Origin of the sequence: Clostridium sp. HGF2 (assembly GCF_964240115.1) — a bacterium.
Classification (GTDB): Bacteria; Bacillota_I; Bacilli_A; order Erysipelotrichales; family Erysipelotrichaceae; genus Clostridium_AQ; species Clostridium_AQ innocuum.
In genome coordinates this window covers 61,807-79,580 of the sequence record NZ_CAXSSO010000011.1, presented here as the reverse complement: position 1 = coordinate 79,580, position 17,774 = coordinate 61,807, and the positions used below count along the sequence as shown (strand labels likewise).

Annotated in this window: 18 protein-coding genes; 16 read left to right on the top strand and 2 right to left on the bottom strand. The window is 44.9% G+C overall.

The features are described 5' to 3' along the window. Positions 1-11 precede the first annotated feature (11 nt). A complete protein-coding gene (locus tag ACESPQ_RS17155; protein ID WP_002607213.1) occupies positions 12-1,334 on the bottom strand; it encodes an MATE family efflux transporter in 1,323 nt (440 codons plus the stop codon). Positions 1,335-1,647: 313 nt separating this feature from the next. Between ACESPQ_RS17155 and ACESPQ_RS17150 the strand changes: the two genes are divergently transcribed. Further along, positions 1,648-2,472: a hypothetical protein gene (locus tag ACESPQ_RS17150; protein WP_373144600.1), complete on the top strand. Its 825-nt coding sequence runs from the start codon at positions 1,648-1,650 to the stop codon at positions 2,470-2,472. Positions 2,473-2,846: 374 nt separating this feature from the next. Here ACESPQ_RS17150 and ACESPQ_RS17145 read toward each other — a convergent pair whose 3' ends face one another. After that, complete coding sequence (locus ACESPQ_RS17145; RefSeq protein WP_373144599.1) at positions 2,847-4,760, bottom strand: BglG family transcription antiterminator; 1,914 nt, start codon at positions 4,758-4,760, stop codon at positions 2,847-2,849. A gap of 191 nt (positions 4,761-4,951) precedes the next feature. Here ACESPQ_RS17145 and ACESPQ_RS17140 point away from each other — a divergent pair, with 191 nt between their 5' ends. The 15 genes from ACESPQ_RS17140 (at position 4,952) to ACESPQ_RS17070 (ending at position 17,736) form a co-directional block, all read left to right on the top strand. Continuing rightward, complete coding sequence (locus ACESPQ_RS17140) at positions 4,952-5,731, top strand: threonine/serine ThrE exporter family protein (protein ID WP_373144598.1); 780 nt, start codon at positions 4,952-4,954, stop codon at positions 5,729-5,731. Then, positions 5,728-6,174 (top strand): threonine/serine exporter family protein, encoded by a 447-nt coding sequence (locus ACESPQ_RS17135; protein WP_257364268.1) that lies wholly within the window; start codon positions 5,728-5,730, stop codon positions 6,172-6,174. The genes ACESPQ_RS17140 and ACESPQ_RS17135 overlap by 4 nt, the downstream gene beginning before the upstream one ends. 4 nt (positions 6,175-6,178) lie before the next feature. Then, entirely contained in the window at positions 6,179-6,610 is a 432-nt protein-coding gene (locus tag ACESPQ_RS17130; protein ID WP_373144597.1) for a PTS sugar transporter subunit IIA, read from the top strand. Between the two features lies 1 nt (position 6,611). Next, a complete protein-coding gene (locus tag ACESPQ_RS17125; protein WP_373144596.1) occupies positions 6,612-7,100 on the top strand; it encodes a PTS system mannose/fructose/N-acetylgalactosamine-transporter subunit IIB in 489 nt (162 codons plus the stop codon). A gap of 96 nt (positions 7,101-7,196) precedes the next feature. Then, a complete protein-coding gene (locus ACESPQ_RS17120) occupies positions 7,197-7,949 on the top strand; it encodes a PTS mannose/fructose/sorbose/N-acetylgalactosamine transporter subunit IIC (protein WP_257364265.1) in 753 nt (250 codons plus the stop codon). Next, positions 7,946-8,773: a PTS system mannose/fructose/sorbose family transporter subunit IID gene (locus ACESPQ_RS17115; protein WP_373144595.1), complete on the top strand. Its 828-nt coding sequence runs from the start codon at positions 7,946-7,948 to the stop codon at positions 8,771-8,773. The genes ACESPQ_RS17120 and ACESPQ_RS17115 overlap by 4 nt, the downstream gene beginning before the upstream one ends. Before the next feature lie 14 nt (positions 8,774-8,787). Then, positions 8,788-9,648 (top strand): D-amino-acid transaminase, encoded by an 861-nt coding sequence (dat, locus tag ACESPQ_RS17110; RefSeq protein WP_373144594.1) that lies wholly within the window; start codon positions 8,788-8,790, stop codon positions 9,646-9,648. Positions 9,649-9,712: 64 nt separating this feature from the next. After that, complete coding sequence (locus ACESPQ_RS17105; RefSeq protein WP_373144593.1) at positions 9,713-10,327, top strand: bifunctional 4-hydroxy-2-oxoglutarate aldolase/2-dehydro-3-deoxy-phosphogluconate aldolase; 615 nt, start codon at positions 9,713-9,715, stop codon at positions 10,325-10,327. Positions 10,328-10,341: 14 nt separating this feature from the next. Further along, a complete protein-coding gene (locus tag ACESPQ_RS17100) occupies positions 10,342-11,460 on the top strand; it encodes a DgaE family pyridoxal phosphate-dependent ammonia lyase (protein WP_373144592.1) in 1,119 nt (372 codons plus the stop codon). Beyond that, entirely contained in the window at positions 11,457-12,197 is a 741-nt protein-coding gene (locus ACESPQ_RS17095; RefSeq protein ID WP_257364261.1) for a 2-dehydro-3-deoxy-phosphogluconate aldolase, read from the top strand. Before ACESPQ_RS17100 ends, ACESPQ_RS17095 begins: the two co-directional genes overlap by 4 nt. A 564-nt stretch (positions 12,198-12,761) precedes the next feature. Then, complete coding sequence (locus ACESPQ_RS17090) at positions 12,762-14,660, top strand: BglG family transcription antiterminator (RefSeq protein ID WP_373144591.1); 1,899 nt, start codon at positions 12,762-12,764, stop codon at positions 14,658-14,660. Then, positions 14,657-15,700: an aminopeptidase gene (gene ypdE, locus ACESPQ_RS17085; RefSeq protein WP_373144590.1), complete on the top strand. Its 1,044-nt coding sequence runs from the start codon at positions 14,657-14,659 to the stop codon at positions 15,698-15,700. The genes ACESPQ_RS17090 and ypdE overlap by 4 nt, the downstream gene beginning before the upstream one ends. 15 nt (positions 15,701-15,715) lie before the next feature. Further along, positions 15,716-16,036 carry a PTS lactose/cellobiose transporter subunit IIA gene (locus tag ACESPQ_RS17080; RefSeq protein ID WP_118001759.1) on the top strand — a complete coding sequence of 107 codons (321 nt, stop codon included), beginning with the start codon at positions 15,716-15,718 and terminating at the stop codon, positions 16,034-16,036. 1 nt (position 16,037) lies between these two features. Further along, a complete protein-coding gene (locus ACESPQ_RS17075; protein WP_002607219.1) occupies positions 16,038-16,370 on the top strand; it encodes a PTS sugar transporter subunit IIB in 333 nt (110 codons plus the stop codon). Between the two features lie 40 nt (positions 16,371-16,410). Next, positions 16,411-17,736, top strand: a complete 1,326-nt coding sequence (locus tag ACESPQ_RS17070; protein WP_009588697.1) for a PTS sugar transporter subunit IIC — start codon at positions 16,411-16,413, stop codon at positions 17,734-17,736. Positions 17,737-17,774 lie beyond the last annotated feature (38 nt).

Here is a 17,774-nt window from a genome sequence, read left to right as displayed (position 1 = left end):
TTTATCTGTCTTTAAGAATCATAGCGTGTCATCCATTTTCCCTTACGATAATACAGGAACAGCCATAGGGCACTGGCAATCCAGGTCAGCGGCCATCCCATAAAGACGACACCGATATCATGAAACAACGGTACACTGGTTAGAATCCATGCCATACGCAGCCCGCACCAGCATGTGACCATAACGATCATAGGCACTGTCGTGATGCCTGCGCCACGAATGATACCGTTAAAGGCATGGGATATTGCCAGGAAGATATAGCCCGGTGCGAGTACATGCATCATATACAGTCCATAATTAATCACTGTCGGATCACTGGAGAAAATCGCAAGAACGTTAGGACCTAACATCAGCAGCAGGGCAGAAATGCAGACAATCGTTAGGACACTCATGAGAATGCCGGTCTTTGCACCCTGCTTTACCCGGTCATATTTTTTAGCCCCCATATTCTGTCCGGTAAACGTGGTCAGTGCCATGGAATAGCTCATAACCGGAAGTATGGCAAAGCCGTCGATCTTGGTGTAGGAGCCGCAGCCTGCCATTGCCAGAGAACCGAAGGCGTTGATGTTGCTTTGCACGATAACATTGGAAAAGGAAACGATGGCATTCTGCAAACCGCTGGGAAGTCCCAGTCGGACAATTTCATAAAGCATATGCTTGTGAAAGCGGATATGCTTCAGCTTTACCTGGTATTCTTCTTTGGTACGCATAAGCAGAAGCATGGTTAATACAGCACTGATGGTCTGTGCAATCAGCGTGGCCCATCCGACTCCAGCAATTCCCATGTGAAAGACGATGACGAACAGCATATCCAGAATAATGTTGGTGACGGAAGACACGATCAGAAAGTACAGCGGATTTCTGGAATCACCCACTGCCCGCAGGATACCGCTTCCCATGTTGTAAACCATCACAGATAAAATGCCCAGAAAATAAATACGCAGATACAGCACGGAGCTTTCCATGACATCACTTGGTGTTCCTACCCATTGCAGTACATAAGGAGAAATAAGTACGCCAATCAGCGTCATGACAAGACCTGCCGCAAAGGTCAGTGCCAGCGAGGTATGCACGGCGATGTGCAGCTCTTCTTTTTTTCTTGCCCCGAAATAGCGGGAGATGATGACGCCGGCCCCAACCGCAAGTCCCATGAAAAAGCTGACAAGTAAATTGATGACAGGCGCACTGGAGCCTACAGCCGCAAGTGCCTGTGCCCCGATATAATTCCCCACAACAACGGAATCCACTGCATTATACAGCTGCTGAAACAGATTTCCCAGCAGCAGTGGTATGGAAAACAGCAGAATTTCCTTCCAGATGACTCCCTCAGTCATCAAACCTCTTTTTATTGACTTCTCTTTATTCATTCTACTACCCCTTTGATATTTGTATCTTATTATACGCCTGTTTGGTTCAGAGGTAAATGTTAAAAAAATGAAAAGGATTGGATGTTCAAAGCTGGGACAAACAGGATTGTACAAAAAGATATTCCCCGGGAAATGGATACATAACCCATGAAAGTATACTTTTCCATAATTTTTCATAGAAAAAACATTGTAATTTTACGGTGTATTTGTTATCGTATAAATGCTCACGCAATCGGATTCATATGATATACTATAATAGGACAGGAAAGAGGTCATAATCATGGAAAATAATGAAATACTGGACCTGCTGGAACAGGAATACCTGCAGGAATACAGGAAAATACAAAATCGACTTCTTAAAAAAATAAGAGAGAGCAGCTATCTGAATGTGGAGCTGCATGACATTGCGAATCAGCTGTATACTGCCCAGCTGCGAAGCCTGCAGCCGCAGGATATTTACAATGGGGATGAAACAGCCTTTATCAATGGGATTGTGCGCAATGTACCGGAGCCGCTGTTGTTGAAAAACAAAAAAAGCAAGGCCGGAAACCGTGCGGTGATTAGTATACTGGTGGCTGTAATCATTATGATCAGCTTTTATGCAATCAGTCGCAGTGTGGCAATCGACGATCAGCGTAAGGCAATGGGCTATCTGCAGGAATCCAGCAATTATCGTACGATACAGCAGGAAATAAAAGAAGAGGTTGTGTATACCTTTCAGCTGAAGGATGTGTCCTCCAACGAGGGACAGAAGGTTTATGAGAGTGAAGGAAATACGATCTATCTTTCTGATGTGGAGGAAGAAACCGATGCCTATCTTATCTATTTTGAGGCAAGTGGGGAATTCAGCACACAGGGCGGAAGTATTGTCTCTGTTGTTTCCCATGACATAGAGAAAAAGCATAAGGCTTATGAGCTCGAGGGTAGTGTAAATGTTATCCTTGACAGCGGTATGCAGGAGCTTCCATGGATGTATCTGAGCGTCAATAAAACAAAGAATAAGGATGAATACGGCTTCCGCCTGGATAAATCACTGGTGGAGGGAAAGGGCAGTGTTAAACTGCACTTAAAGGACCTCATCAAGACAACATGGATACACAAATAGTGTGTCTTTTGTTTTGGCGTAGAAAATTAAACGGGATATTTGATTTTGAGTATAAAAAAACTCATTTATGATTTTATATGGCGGTGTAAGGCACGTACATTTTAGCGCCTAGACAGCATAAGGCTTCAGAAACGGTATTTCTGTTCAGTATAGCAGAAACAAAATAATATAGATAAGGCAGGGAAGGGCAAACTGAGTAAATCTTTAACTGCATAACTCAATTTATTATCATAAAGCTTTTTGCTAAACTTATACACAATTATAAAGCCTCCTCTGCTTAATTTATGTACTATTATAAAGCTTTCTTTATAAAAATTCATACGATATCATAAAGCTTTTTATAAAGCACATTCAGTGCTCTATGTCTTTGTACATCAAAATAAATCTTTGTATACCTGATAAATCACAGATATCAGGTTATCGTATGTTGGCATCTGCACTATCTTCTGCAGTGCTTCTTTATTGGAAATCAGGAAAGAAAGATAGTACCAAAGCTTATACGCTGTCGGATTGTCTTTTTCAATAGAAACAAGAAACACAAGATTTACCTGATCGCTTTCCCACTGAATGCTTTCTTCAAGAATAGCCACCGCTATAAATGTTACACTGCTGATCAGCGTTTCCGGATGCGGTATAGCCAAATGATTGCCGAAATAGGAGGATGCAATTGTTTCATGCAGCATGATGGAGGTATATAGATATTCATCCGCAATTCCCTTTTTTCGGGCTTTTTCAAATAAAGCATCAATGACCTCCTGTTTGCTGGAAGGATGTCCGCGGTAAAACAAGGCTTCATCAAATTTATCAAGAATGTCCTTGATACTGCTAAATCCACGCAAAGCGAGTTCAATTTTTTTATAATCCAGTTCTGTCAAAAAATAGTCAATGAGAATCATTTGCGGATGCTCGGCAGCGATATCCTGTTCTGTTGTGATGACCGCATTATAGGCGTCCGGATCAATCTGTTTCATAAATGCCTTGGAGACCACTGCTATTTCTTTTATGTTATGAAACCATTGCAGAATTTTCTGCTGAATCAATATGGTTTCACTTTTTTTCTGCGAGCTGATCAGGAGAATACTTTTCGCATCTATAGTATCCACCGTGTCATCCAGACTGCGTGAGAAATGCAGCGCTATATAGGATATTTCATCATCAGAAAGCTTTTCTCTGTATTCCGGCAGAATCGTATTGGAAAATGTGCATGCCAGATCAAAGGCAAAGGCGAAATTCTGTTTGATATTATAGGTCATGATATTCTTCTGCAGCATTCCGGTTTTTAATCTGGATAAAAGAGGAATGATATGCAGACCGAGCGATATACGCAGATTCAGATCATTGCTCAAATCAATATGATAATTCTTTTTGATTCGCATGAGGCCGGTGTAAATCATATCATTTATTTCATCCGATATGTATTCATTTCCATCATATTCCCTTTTCCCATGCAGATTCAGAGCAAGCAGTATGACCTCCTGCTCATTATAAGGAATATGGAAATGTCGGACGCACACATCCATGATTGCCTTTGCCATTTCATATACATGCCGGTAGGTATCGTCAAGCTTCAGTTCTTTTGTATCCACAAATGCGGAATTGCGAATCCTTTCCACTGCGGTAGCTATATGGATGATGAGATTCTGCAATGCGATATCAGATACCCGATAATGAGAATCCATCATGATCTGCATCAGTATTTCCTTAATCTCATTCATCAGTGTATAGTTCTGATCCTTGCCATTCTGCGATACAAAAATCTGGTCACCCTTGAAAGTCAGATTCTCCTTGATAAGACAGCGCCGCTTATCTATTTCTGAGCCCTCGATACGCAGACCGTGATAGGGTTTGCTGACAAGACGCAGATTATACTGCTTCAACGTTTCTTTTACCACAGCTAAATCTGCCGAAATCCGCGAACGGCTGATAAACATTTCATCCGCAAAATCGGTGCTTTTTTTAAATCCATTGCCGTTTAAAAGCGTGGAGAGAACATAATGAACACGCGAGGACGGCTCATCGAAGAAATAACTCTGATGATAGGTTCTCGCCAATTCATCAATATAAGCGGCGCTGGCCGTTGCATCCAGAATGTGAAGATAGCAGCCCTTGGAGCTGATTGCACACAGCTCCATTCCTTTCGAACGAATGGTATCTCGTATGATCTGGATGTCATTTTGTATGGTTCTCATACTGACACCATACTTCTCAGATATGACTTTCAGCTTAATAATTTCTTCTTTTGAAGAGTAGTAATCCATTAGAATTTCTGTTTGTCTGCTGGTCAGCATATACGTACTCCTCCTTCTTTTATATGTATTATAGTAACACAGGAGATAGAAAAACTGCTTCTTCTAGTTTGCATAAAACAACATGAAAATTCTGGAAACGACTTGGTTTTGCGTCAATCTTCACGCAAGAACAGAGGACCACGTTTTTTCCATTGTTTCGTATAATGAGAGTGTGAAAACGAGGTGACAGAATGCATAGGACAATCGGCTGCAGCAGGGAAAACGACTTTGATATTACGGCAAAGACCGCCCTGCTTGCAGGCGTGATGCTGAGCGAAGCGAATGCGGAAGCCAGGCGGGTGGAAGAGACAATACGGTATATGATGGGGGAAAATCTATATGAGGTACAGGTGCTGGCTCATGCCGCAGATATCCTCGCAACGTGGAAGGATGCAGACGGAAACAGGCATATGGAGATGGAACGAGTATATCACCATCGCTATGATTTAGGCTGCATTGATGAAGTCAATCGTATTTCAAGAGCTGTTGTTGAAAACAGAATCCCGGCAACACTTGCGTATGAGCTTATGCTGCACAGAAGCAGAATACCGCCTGATGCATACCGGCAGCGCTTGGGAATCCTGCTGCTGGGACCGGCGTTCGCTATGGTATTTGAAGGGAGCATGTCCGACATTATGCTCACACTGGGCATCAGTACCGGATATACGCTGTTCTGGGAATTGCACAGAAGATTACAGGAAAACGAGCTGTTTCATTTTCTGATATCCTCAGCACTGATCAGTATCTTCGTTTCCTTAATTTCCGAATATCTTCCAGTTCATGGAGACATTATCATGATTTCATCCATTATGCCTATGGTGCCGGGTATCGGTATCACAACAGCATTTATGGATATTCTCAATCAGGACTATATGAGCGGACTTGCCAAGCTTATGGAAGCTCTTATGCAGGCCTTGAGCATTGCGTCGGGAATCGGGTTCGGCATACTGCTGAAGGGCTTATCAGGATGATGGAAAGCGTAATCGGAGCATTCCTTACAAGCGTAGCATATGCATTCGTGCTGCAAGTTCCGCGTGATAAAATTGTAGCAGCAGCCATCAACGGTGCCGCTGCATGGTTGCTGTACAGGACACTTTTCCCACACTGCTCACTCCTGTTTTCTGTTTATGCTGCAGGAATTAGTATGGCGGCTGGTGCACATATGCTTGCCCGCATTCGGAAAACACCGGTTCTGGTAATTCTGATACCAAGCTTTATCCCTTTTGTACCAGGCGGAGATATTTATAAATGCATCTATTATCTGCTGATGGATCAAACCGCTTTATCTGCACATCATCTGGGGAATACCATCGCCATTTCCGGAATGATCGCTTTGGGAAACATCAGCGTCGAAACATTTTACCAGCTGCTAAAAAAGATGCAGACGGCTGGTGATGAAGGAAGAAAGGAATAGTTGAATGGAAAAAATATTATTGCTGACACACGGCGGCTGGGGTGCGTCATTGAAGAAAAGTATTGAAATGATTATCGGACCTGTCGATTTTGTAGAAGAGATAGCTCTGTATCCCAAAGATCTGCTGAACGAATTTCAGGAGCGGATTCAAAGCTTTATCACGCAGCAGCATCAGGCTGCACAACAGAGGGAAGAACAGCTGCATCTGTTGATTATGACGGATTTATTCGGTGGTACACCAACTAATGCGGCTGCTGTTATCGCGAATACTTCAACAGAAAATATCCATGTGGTCACCGGATTAAACAGTGCACTGCTGCTGGAAGCCTGCACACAGATTTTGAATCAGGCAACTGTGGATGTTGCGGTATTGATTGAAAATAGTCAGAACTCCATTTTCAATGTGATGGAGAAAATATACAGAAAGGGTGACTAATATGACAAAAGTAGTTTTATGCAGAGTAGACAGCCGTCTGATTCACGGGCAGGTGATGACCAAATGGATTCAGCAGTCACAGGCAGATCATATCGTTATCGTCAGTGATTCCGTTTCCAAAGATTCATTTCTGCTGGATATTTATAAGATGTCAGCTCCTCCGGGAATCAATATTGACTGCTACAGTGAAGAACAGGCTGCAAAGCTGTGGAAGGAAGAAGCTATGAAGGGGAGCATCCTGCTTCTGCTGCCGGACTTAAAGACACTGCATCGATCATACGACAATGGTATCTGCGTGAACAAAATACAGGTAGGCGGACTTGGCGGCGGACCGGATCGCAAGGTAGTGTATCAGAATATCACACTTGATAAAGAGGATGCGGAAATTCTGCATGAGCTGCATGAAAAAGGCGTGGAGATTATCTTTCAGACAATTCCTGAGGATAGTTCGATGTCCTTTCAAGAGGCATATAATCGTTTCCAAAAATAAGGAGAAAGGAGGGAATATACGGATACGATATCTGATAATAGGTTTATAAACAGAAAAAGAAAGGAGTTTTGAACAAGGGAGTTCAAAGTAAATGAAATGGAAAATTTAATTCTTGCATTATGCATGGGGTGCTATTACTGGTTCTGCAGACTGCGCTTTGGGTATACGTTTTCCAGTATGCTGCTGCAGCCGGTTGTTGTGGGGGTCTTTGTTGGTGTATTGAGCGGACAAATGGAACGGGCTATGGTGATCGGCGGTGCTCTGCAGCTTGTATATTTGGGAGTTACATCCACGCCGGGAGGAAATGTACCAAACGATCCTGCGCTTGCCGCATGTATTTCTATACCGATAGGAGTCTTGTCAGGTATGAGTCCTGAGGTCGCAATTTCACTGGCAGTACCATTCGGTGTGATTGGTGCATTTGTCGATCAGCTGAGGAGAACGACAAATACCTTCTGGGTACATAAGGCTGATAAATATGCAGAGCAGGGAAATGAAAAGGGAATCTTTACATGTGCATATATCCTGCCTTCTGCGATGGGATTCATCATCCGTTTCCCAATCGTTTTCATCATTGTTTATTTCGGTGTTGATTTCGCTCAGCAGCTGCTTGAAATCATACCGAACTGGCTGCTGCATGCCTTTGAAATTATGGGAGGTATACTTCCGGCTCTGGGATTTGCCATTACACTTACGGTCATTGGAAAGAAACAGCTGATTCCGTTTTTCATCGTAGGGTTCTTCATGGTGAAGTATTTTGAACTGGATGTTATGGCGGTTGCTGTGTTTGCGATTGCGGCGGCTCTGCTGCTGAATCTGTTCCTATTCAGAAAGGAGGAAATATCATGAGTGGAGAAGTTAGCAACGAACGTCATTTGAGTAAAAAGGATATCGTCAGATGTACAAATCGTTTGTATATCGGTGCAGAAATGTCCAATTCCTATGAGCGACTGCAAGCCCTTGTTTTCTGTGCTTCCATGGCTCCGGCACTGAAGAAGCTTTACCCTGACAAGGAGGAGTACATTCAGGCATTGAAACGTCATCTTGTATTTTACAACACAGATTCTATTCCTGGCGGCGTCATTCTCGGAATCATATTGGGAATGGAGGAACAAAAAGCAAATGGTGAGGAGCTGACCGCCGATGCGATTACCAGCTTGAAAACCGGTCTGATGGGGCCTGTTGCGGCAATCGGTGATACCATCATCTGGGCAGCCTATATGCCGATTTTGATTGCTTTGTTTCTGCCCTTTGCTAATCAGGGCAATCCGATTGGCGGAATCCTTCCGCTTATCATTTATCCGCTGACAACCTATCTTCTGATGCGCTATTTGGCGACGAAGGGATATCAGGTAGGACGTGAATCCGTTTTAAAAATACTTCGCAATGGCTCAATGAGTGCAGTCATATTCTGTGCCAATGTCATTGGTCTAATGATGATGGGAGCACTGAGTGCCAGCTATGTCACCATCTCTACACCGTTTAAATTAACAGCAAGCGGATCGGAATTTGTATTCCAGGAATTTCTGGATATGGTACTGCCCGGAATCCTTCCGCTGACGGCTGTATTCCTGATTTATTGGTATATGACAAAGAAGGGGCCGAATTTCAATTGTATACTGCTGGTAGTTGTCATCATATCGGTGATTGGTTCCATCACCGGCATACTGTAAGAAGGAGGATTGCAATGAACTATTTATGGAAAGGCAGCATCGTTGATGAACAGGATGTGAATATCCGATTCAATGACAGGGGATATCAGTTTGGGGATGGAATCTATGAATTTGTACGCGTATACAATGGAAAGCTCTTCGCTTTGGAGGAACATCTCGATCGTTTTGAAAATTCTGCAAGACTACTGGAAATGAACCTGAACTATTCGCGTGATGAGATACGTCAGTTCTTCTATGATCTGGTTGAGGCAAACAAGCTTGACAGCGGGAATGTCTATATTCAGTTTACACGGGGAGATAACGCGCCTAGAAATCATAACTATCTGCCTTATGATCAGCAGATATCGGTTGTTTCCGGGTGTACGGCGAGCTATTCGCGTGATGCTGATAAAATCGAAAACGGTGTAAAAGCCATTCTGTATCCGGATAAAAGATGGATGCTGTGTCATGCCAAATCGCTGAATCTGCTTCCCAACTGCATGGCGATTGCAGAAGCAAAGCGCCATGGTGCAGATAAAGCCATTTTATACCGGGACGGCTATATCACTGAGGAGCGGGCAGGGAATGTCATGATCGTAAAAAACGGGGAAATCTTTACCCGTCCGGACGGACCGGAAATTCTTCCGGGGATCACAAAGCTGATCGCCTTGGATATTTGTCGGGAACTGCATCTTCCATTTGAAGAAAAGGCATTCACTGTTGCGGATCTACTGCAGGCGGATGAAGTCATCGTAACCGATTCAAAAACAGAGCTGTGTCCTGTTATACAGGTTAACGATACCCTTATCGGACAGGGAACACGGGGTTCTATCTGTGCAAGGCTTGATGAGGAATATAAGAAACGGATTATTCGTCAGTGTGGAAAGGTAACCTGATGAAAAAAAAGACAAGAGGTCTGTACCTTTTGTCTTTCCTTTAAGGAGCAGGAGGGAGGACTCTATGAAAAAAGAAGAAGTATTGCAGGTGCTGAAGAAGCGAAGATTGCTGCCACTGGTTACGATTACAAGAGAACAGGATATCCTGCCGATTGCGAAAGCACTGATGGAAGGCAATCTCCCCATTGTGGAGGTGGCTTACCGTTCGTCACTTGCGTCAAAAGCGATTGAGGAAATGTCAAAGCTTCCGGGTATGATAGCAGGTGCCGGGACCGTTACAACGAGAAAACAGGCAGAGGAGGCTGTCGCATGCGGTGCGCAGTTCCTGGTTACGCCAGGACTCTGCGAAGAGGTGGTACGTTATGCACAGGAGCAGGATATTCTTGTTTGTCCGGGTGTCGTATCTCCTTCTGAGGTCATGAAGGCCAGATCATGGGGAGTGTTCAATCTTAAATTCTTTCCCGCTGAAAACTATGGCGGCACTGGAACATTAAAAGCCCTGCACGGTCCCTTTGCGGATTGCACATTTGTTCCTACGGGAGGTATTGACCAGCACAATTACATGGATTATTTGAAGCTGGAGTATGTTTGTGCGGTAGGCGGCAGCTTCATAACCCCGTCCAGTTATATAAAAGCAGGTGACTGGAAAGGGCTGAGCGGATATATCCGTTCTTTATAATAGGGAGATAGATTGTGGATATATATAAGGAACTGGGAATTACCAGTGTCATTAATGCATCTGGCAGAATGACAAAATTAGGGGTGTCGTGTATAAGCGATGAGGTGAAACAGGCAATGGATGCAGCCGCTTCCCATTATGTGGTCATGGACGAATTGATGGAGGCGGCAGGAAGGAAGCTTGCGCATTATATCGGCTGTGAGGATGTATGTGTTACTTCTTCCGCTTCCAGTGGTATCGCACTTGCAATCGCATCGCTGATTTGTGGAAATGATCTGCAAAGCGTACAGCAGTTTCATAAAACCGTTCTGCGGACTGATAAAAGAGAAGTAGTCCTTCTGAAAGGGCATAACGTGGATTTTGGAGCGCCGATTGATCTTATGATACATACAGGTGGTGGAATCGCAGTGGAAACAGGCTATGCGAACGCATCCTGTCTGGAGGATATCCGGCATGCTGTCAATGCACAGACACTCGCAATCCTTTATGTAAAAAGTCACCACTGTGTACAGAAAAACATGGTGGATGCGGCACAGGTCATTGCACTTGCGAAACAGCTTCAACTTCCATGTATTATTGATGCAGCGGCGGAGGAGGAGCTTTCACGATATATCCGGCTGGGAGCTGATTTTGTTTGCTATTCCGGAGCGAAGGCGATTTCCGGGCCGACATCCGGCTTCGTAGCTTGCCGTAAAAAAGCGGATGCGAGCGCTATGCGTCTTCAGTATCGAGGAATAGGGCGCGTTATGAAGGTTGGAAAAGAACATATCGCAGGTCTTGTGAAAGCTGTGGAGCTATATACAGAGAACGGGGGATATCGTCCTGTTATCAACAGAGAGGAGCTTCAATCTTTCTGTGATCATGTCGCTGAAATTCCAGGTCTCAAAGCAGCTTTGATTCACGATGAGGCAGGCCGGGATATCATCCGCTGTCGTATACAGGTACTGGATGAATACGGTTGTAGTGCAGCAGAGCTTGCTTCCTATATGAAAACATGCGAAACACCTGTTTATACAAGGGATTATCGTGTTCTGGAAGGCTTCCTGGATATTGATCCGCGCCCATTGAACAATTCGATGGAGCTGCAGACAATATGGCAAGTACTCCATACAGGAAAGGGGCATGTACTATGAGTATCCCTTATGTTCATGATACCGTCTGCCTGAATGTTCTTGCATTCAGTCTTGAAAACGCACGCAGCATTTATGAGGCTGCAGAAGGACACGTACTGGCAGGAGTGCTGTCCTCTTCCTATCCGGATGTACAAACAGCGCTGACGGATATGCGGCAGTATCATCAGGCTTTGAACGGCTGTCTTTCTGTCGGTCTTGGCGGCGGGAATCCTATGCAATGGAAGGCTGTTTGTGATATTGCAAGGGATTTAAAAACAGCCCATTACAATCAGATTTTTCCCATGACAGGATGTCAGCGGTTCTGTGTGGGAAATGATGAAGCACATATCAATGCGCTGGTATCGCCGAGTGGAACTCCCGGCTATGTGAAGGTTTCGACAGGACCACTCAGCCAATATGGAACAGATGCCGTCATTCCGGTCGATACAGCAATTCTGATGATTAAGGAAATGGGAGGGAATGCATTAAAATTCTTCCCGATGAATGGCCTTTCCTGCAGGGATGAACTCCAGGCAGCTGCTGAAGCATGCGCAGCCCATGATTTTGTCATGGAGCCGACAGGAGGTATCGACCTGCAGAATTATGAGGAAATACTGACACTGATCTTAAACTGCGGGGTAAAGCATGTGATACCGCATATCTATTCTTCCATCATTGATACTGTAAGCAAAGAAACCAGGATTGAAGATGTAGCGAGGCTGTATGCCGTCACGAAGAAGGTATTACAGGCTGCATAGCCTGCAATTTACGACGATGATGTACTGAAAAACAGTACATCTTTTTTTGGCGAAAAAGTAAACCACCAGTCCCACTTAACATTGTCAACTAGTGGTGATGATTTGCATCTTGTTCATAAAATGTGATCACATATAGTCAATAAAAAGAAAGGTTCAGCTGCCCTGTTCCTGCTCTGTGAATCCTTTTGCCTGTTCCTCACCCTCTGCTATAGACTTATAAAGAATGCATCTGTAATTGGTGCCAATACGTCAACATACTGTCCTCTTTATAGGTGCCTCTTTACTGTGACCTGTTTTTCGCTATTACGGAAGTGCGTTGCTGCACATAAAAACCTTTTCGCGGTATAACGCTTCATACTTCAAAGGTAACAGTTTTCCTAATCTGCATAGATATCCTGTTTACCTGTGGTACTATTGTTCTTGTATCTTTTACATCCGTTATCATAGCAGCACTTTACGATTTTATTTGCACATTCAGGCGTAATTGTTAATCTGTTCTTAATGTGAAAGCAATCTTATAATGTGGATGTAAGCGATACCGAAAACAAGAAAGGAGAATCCTGTATGAGATTATATTCCATAATGAAAGACTTTCTGACAATGAAGGAATACCTGCCCATGGAATATTTCATGAAGCGATATGATGTATCCAGAAGAACGATACAGAATGACCTGTCATATCTGATACAGATTTCTTCAAGAAACGGGTATCAGCTGCACATGCGCAGGGGGAACGGATATCTGCTTGAAGTAATCAATGGCCGTCTGCTGGATGAATTCATGAAATCACTCGAGCATGAAACAATGTTTGATATGAAGGACCGTGTCAAGAACATGATGGCGTATCTGACATTGCAGGAAAGCTATGTTTCCATGGATCGTATGGCAGAGCAGTTTCAAATCAGCCGCACCTCAGTAAAAAAGGATTTGCAGGAAGTGGAAAAGCAGCTGCAGGTCCATCAGTTGCAGCTGGAAAAGAAAAGTCATTACGGCATCCGCATCCGTGGAGATACACAGCATATCAGAAAGCTGATGTGCGAGCTGTATTTTGATGGGAATAGCTTTATCACACAGGAGCTGGAAAAGGAGGAGGCTTCCTTTAGCCGGATTCATGAGGTACTGGTACACAGCATTGAGCGGGAGCATCTCAATATCAATTATAACGAATTGAAAAATGTTATGGTATGGCTGAAGGTCACGCTGTATCTGGCACAGATTCAAAAAGAGAAACGATATCATCCAGACGAGGGTAAGGATGCATGTGAACGGGTCGGGGCACAGGTCATACAGACCGTCGAAGGCTTATTCACCTATGGCATATCGAAAAAGACCTGTCAGCAGTTTCTTGAGGTGCTGCGGATCAATATCCGGCAGATGGTGCCCGCCAGCTCCTTCAGTGTAAGTCTGCGTGCCGATATCGATCAGTTCCTGCAGGAATGCGATGAGGTATATGGCACAGAATTCAGTGAGGATGAGGTGTTTAAAACTTCACTGCTTACCCATGTATCCCTATTGATCGACCGGCTGCATCAGAAAATATCGTATAAGAATAATCTGATCAGTGAAATTTGTATTCGCTATCCGATGATCTTCAACATTGCCATTCGCTTTGCGGATATGCTGAAAGAGAAATACGATGTGGAAGCGACACACGATGAGGTCGGCTTTGTTGCGACACATTTTGCGGCGCACATGGAAAAGGAACGGGAGCTGCGTATCCGGCGGTTTAACCGCATCGGTGTTGTCTGCTCCACCGGCGGGGGCAGTGCATACCTGATCAAGCTGCAGATAGAATCGCTGTTTGTCAAGGCAGAGGTGGAAACCTTCAGCTTTCTTCAGCTGGAGGAGCTGGCAGCGTTTCAGCCGGATCTGATTTTTACCATCGTCCCTTTAAACCGGGAGTTCAGTGCTCCGATCATCTATATCAAGGAGCTGCTGGATGATCAGGATCTGATACGTATCCGGCAGGTGCTGCAGTTTGATAACTGTGATTCCCTGAGCATAGCCGATGTGGATTCCTATATGTATTCTCTGTTCAGCCGTGATTTCTTTCAGATCAGTGAGGAAACGGACTATCTGCATCTGCTGAAGCAGATGGCGGACCAGCTGGAAACCTGCGGCTATGGAGGTGCGCATTATGCGGATTATGTCATGGAACGCGAGTCCTATATGAGCACCGTCTACGCACATGGTGTTGCTATTCCGCATCCGATTCAGATCCTCGCGGAAAAGAATATGATATCGGTCTGCATTTTGCATAAGCCGCTGCTGCATGAGGGCAAAGAGGTGCGTATTATCTTTATGATATCGCTGACAAGAAGCAGCTATGAGATGCACAAGGATATCACCCGGAAGCTGTATCAGCTCATGAAGGACGAAAAGCGTCTAGAGCGGGTGTTAAGCAGTCGGACACTGGAGGAGCTGTTGATTGTTATGAAGGAACTGGATGGAGGAAGTATATGAAAGAAGAGCTACTGGTACGCCTGTCCAATGCGGATGCGGTTGCTTCCAAAGAGGGGGAGGTACGTGCCATATTAAAGGAGGAATTGTCCGCATACAGTGATGAAATCACGTACGATACGCTGGGCAGCATTTCCTTTCACAAAAAGGGGACAGCTGAAAAACCGCTGAAAATCATGTTTTGCGCCCATATGGATGAGGTCGGCTTTCTTGTGCGGCATATATCGGATATCGGCTTTGTGTATCTGATTGCGCTGGGCGGCGTCCAGCAGAAAAGCATGGAAATGCAGAAGGTCAGAATTACGACGGCTAGCGGAACAAAGGTATCCGGTATTCTGAACATCACAACGGATGAGAATCACTATGTCAGGGAGCTGTATGTGGATCTTGGCTGTGACGCTCGGGAGGAGGTCGCGGCACTTGGTGTGGAAATCGGCAATATGGTCTGCTTTGACAGCAATGCGCATCCGTTCAATCAGGATCATGTATATGCCGGCAAGGCGATGGATGATCGAAGCGGCTGCTATGTGCTGGCACAGGCGATGAAACGACTTCATGAGCTGTCATTGGAAAATGAAATCATCCTGTGTGCAACCAGCAGTGAAGAGGTTGGTGTGCGCGGAGGGAAAACAGCAGTATATAAGGAAGAACCCGATCTTGTATTCGCACTCGATGTGGCGAATCATCCGGAGCTGTCGAGAAACTATACCAACCACCGCAGGCTGGGAAAGGGCTGCATGCTGGTGCATTACGATAAAACACTGGCACCGAATGAAAAGCTGCTGGCGTTTGTCAAAGAGATTGCACAGATACATGATATCCCTTATCAGTGTGATATGTTCAGCGGTGGAGGCACCGACGCCGGCAATGCCGGAATCAGCCGCAGTGGCACACTTGCTATGGTCATCGGAATACCGCTTCGCTACTGCCACGGCTCCTGGAGTCTGGTGGATACACGGGATCTGGAGCATACGATAGAGCTGGTTGTACAGCTGGCGAAAGCATTAACGAAAGAGAGAATGGAAGCATTTACCGCATATTAACGAGGAGGAGACGAAATGAATCAGTTGGAACAGGAAATCGTAGGCATGATTTCTGCTGCCGGAGATAGTAAGGCGAAAGCATTTGAGGCTTTGAAAATGGTAAAGGAAAGCCGTTACGATGAGGCACGCGAGCTGCTTGCCCAGGCGAGAAAGATAGATCTGGAGGCACACAAAATCCAGACAAAGCTCATCACTGCAGAAATGAGTGACAGTGATGAGAAACCGGAAATCGGGTTGTTGATGGTTCATGCGCAGGACCATTATATGACTTCTCAATTAGCGAGAGATCTGATTGAGGAAATGATAAATGTATTTGAGGCAAAGGAGGGTAACTAACATGAAAATCGTATTGTGCTGTGCAGGAGGCTTCTCCACAACCATGCTGATGGACAGCATGAAGAAAACTGTGAAGGACAGTGCCAAGCTGAATATCGATGATTTCCAATTCACTGCTATACCGGTAGATTTACTGCAGAGTGAAGTGGAAGGCATGGATGTGCTTGTCATCGGACCGCAGATTGCACACAAAATCGACTACATCAAGCCGATCATCGATCCGTACCATATTCCTTATGTTATCGTAGACAAGGATACGTATGGAAAAATGGATGGAGCCACGGTTATGAAAATGGCATTGATCGCAAGAAAAAAAGCAGATATGCAGAAATAATTCTGAGGGGAATTATAAAAAAGAAAGCGAGAGTGGAAACATGTTTGATAAATTTGAGGCATTTATGAATAAATATCTGACTCCGATCGCCAATAAGATGGATAAACAGGTGCATCTGAGCGCAATCAAGAAAGCAATGGTAGCGATGACACCGCTACTGATTATCGGAAGCTTCTGTCTGATTCCGGAAGCAATTCCGAATATGATCGGAACTGAGAATCCAATATCGCAGTGGATCACTGCAAATCTGGACATCATTTATATTCCGTTCAATGTCGGAATGAGTCTGATGTCCTTGTATGTGACGGCTATTATCGCCTACCATTTGGCAAATTCCTATAAGCTGGATGTTCCCGGCTGTATGAGTATGGGAATTATCGCCTTCCTAATGATGGCAGTTGAATATACGGAGGACGGTGGGATATCCGGAACCTATCTGGGTACCAAGGGGCTGTTTGCCGCTATGTTTGCGACCATTATTGCGGTAGAGCTGTATCGCTGGTGTATTAAAAAGCATTTTACCATCAAAATGCCGGAGTCCGTACCTGATTTTGTATCACGTTCCTTTGAAATGATTCCGATTTCTGTTATCGTTATCGGATTCTTCCTGATTATCCGCGTCGTATGTGTGAACGTATTTGAAACCATACCGCCGATGATCTTCACCAATCTTCTGGCACCGCTGGTAGGCTCCATGGATAACCCGCTGGCATTCACCTTCCTGCAGATGATGAGCTGTCTGCTGTTCTTCTTCGGTATTCACCCGTCTGTACTCAGTCCGATCACCAGCCCGATCTCCACACAGTTTCTGGCTGACAATATCGCCAACTACAAGGCACATCTGCCGCTGGAGCATTTCTATACCGGTGGTGCGATCTCTGCTTTCGCAAACTTCACAGGAACCGGTGTCACCTTCGGTCTGGTATTCTGGTGCATCTTCTCAAAGGCGGCGGCACAGAAGAAAATCGGCCGTGTTGCCCTGATACCTGCATTGTTCGGAATCAATGAACCGATACTGTTTGGAGCGCCAATCGTATTGAACCCGCTGTTCTTTATTCCTTATGTCATCGGAGGGGCAATTCTTGGAACCTTCCCGCACTGGCTGATGGATATGGGACTGCTGGATATGCCGGTCTTCAATCCGCCGTATGTCGGTGTCTTCCTGGAGGGCTATCTGGTCAATCTGGACTGGAGAACCATCGTCGTTAATGCCATACAGATGCTGGGATCCATCGCTCTGTGGTATCCGTTCTTCAAGCTGTACGAGAAGCGTGAGCTGGAGAATGAAAAGGCTGTGGAAGCACAGAAAAGTGCCATCTCCGCAGAGGATGAAGCATTGCTGAACGATCTGGATCTGGATTTCTAAAGACAGCAGTATGGTAAGGCAGGCGCAGGTCTGCCTTA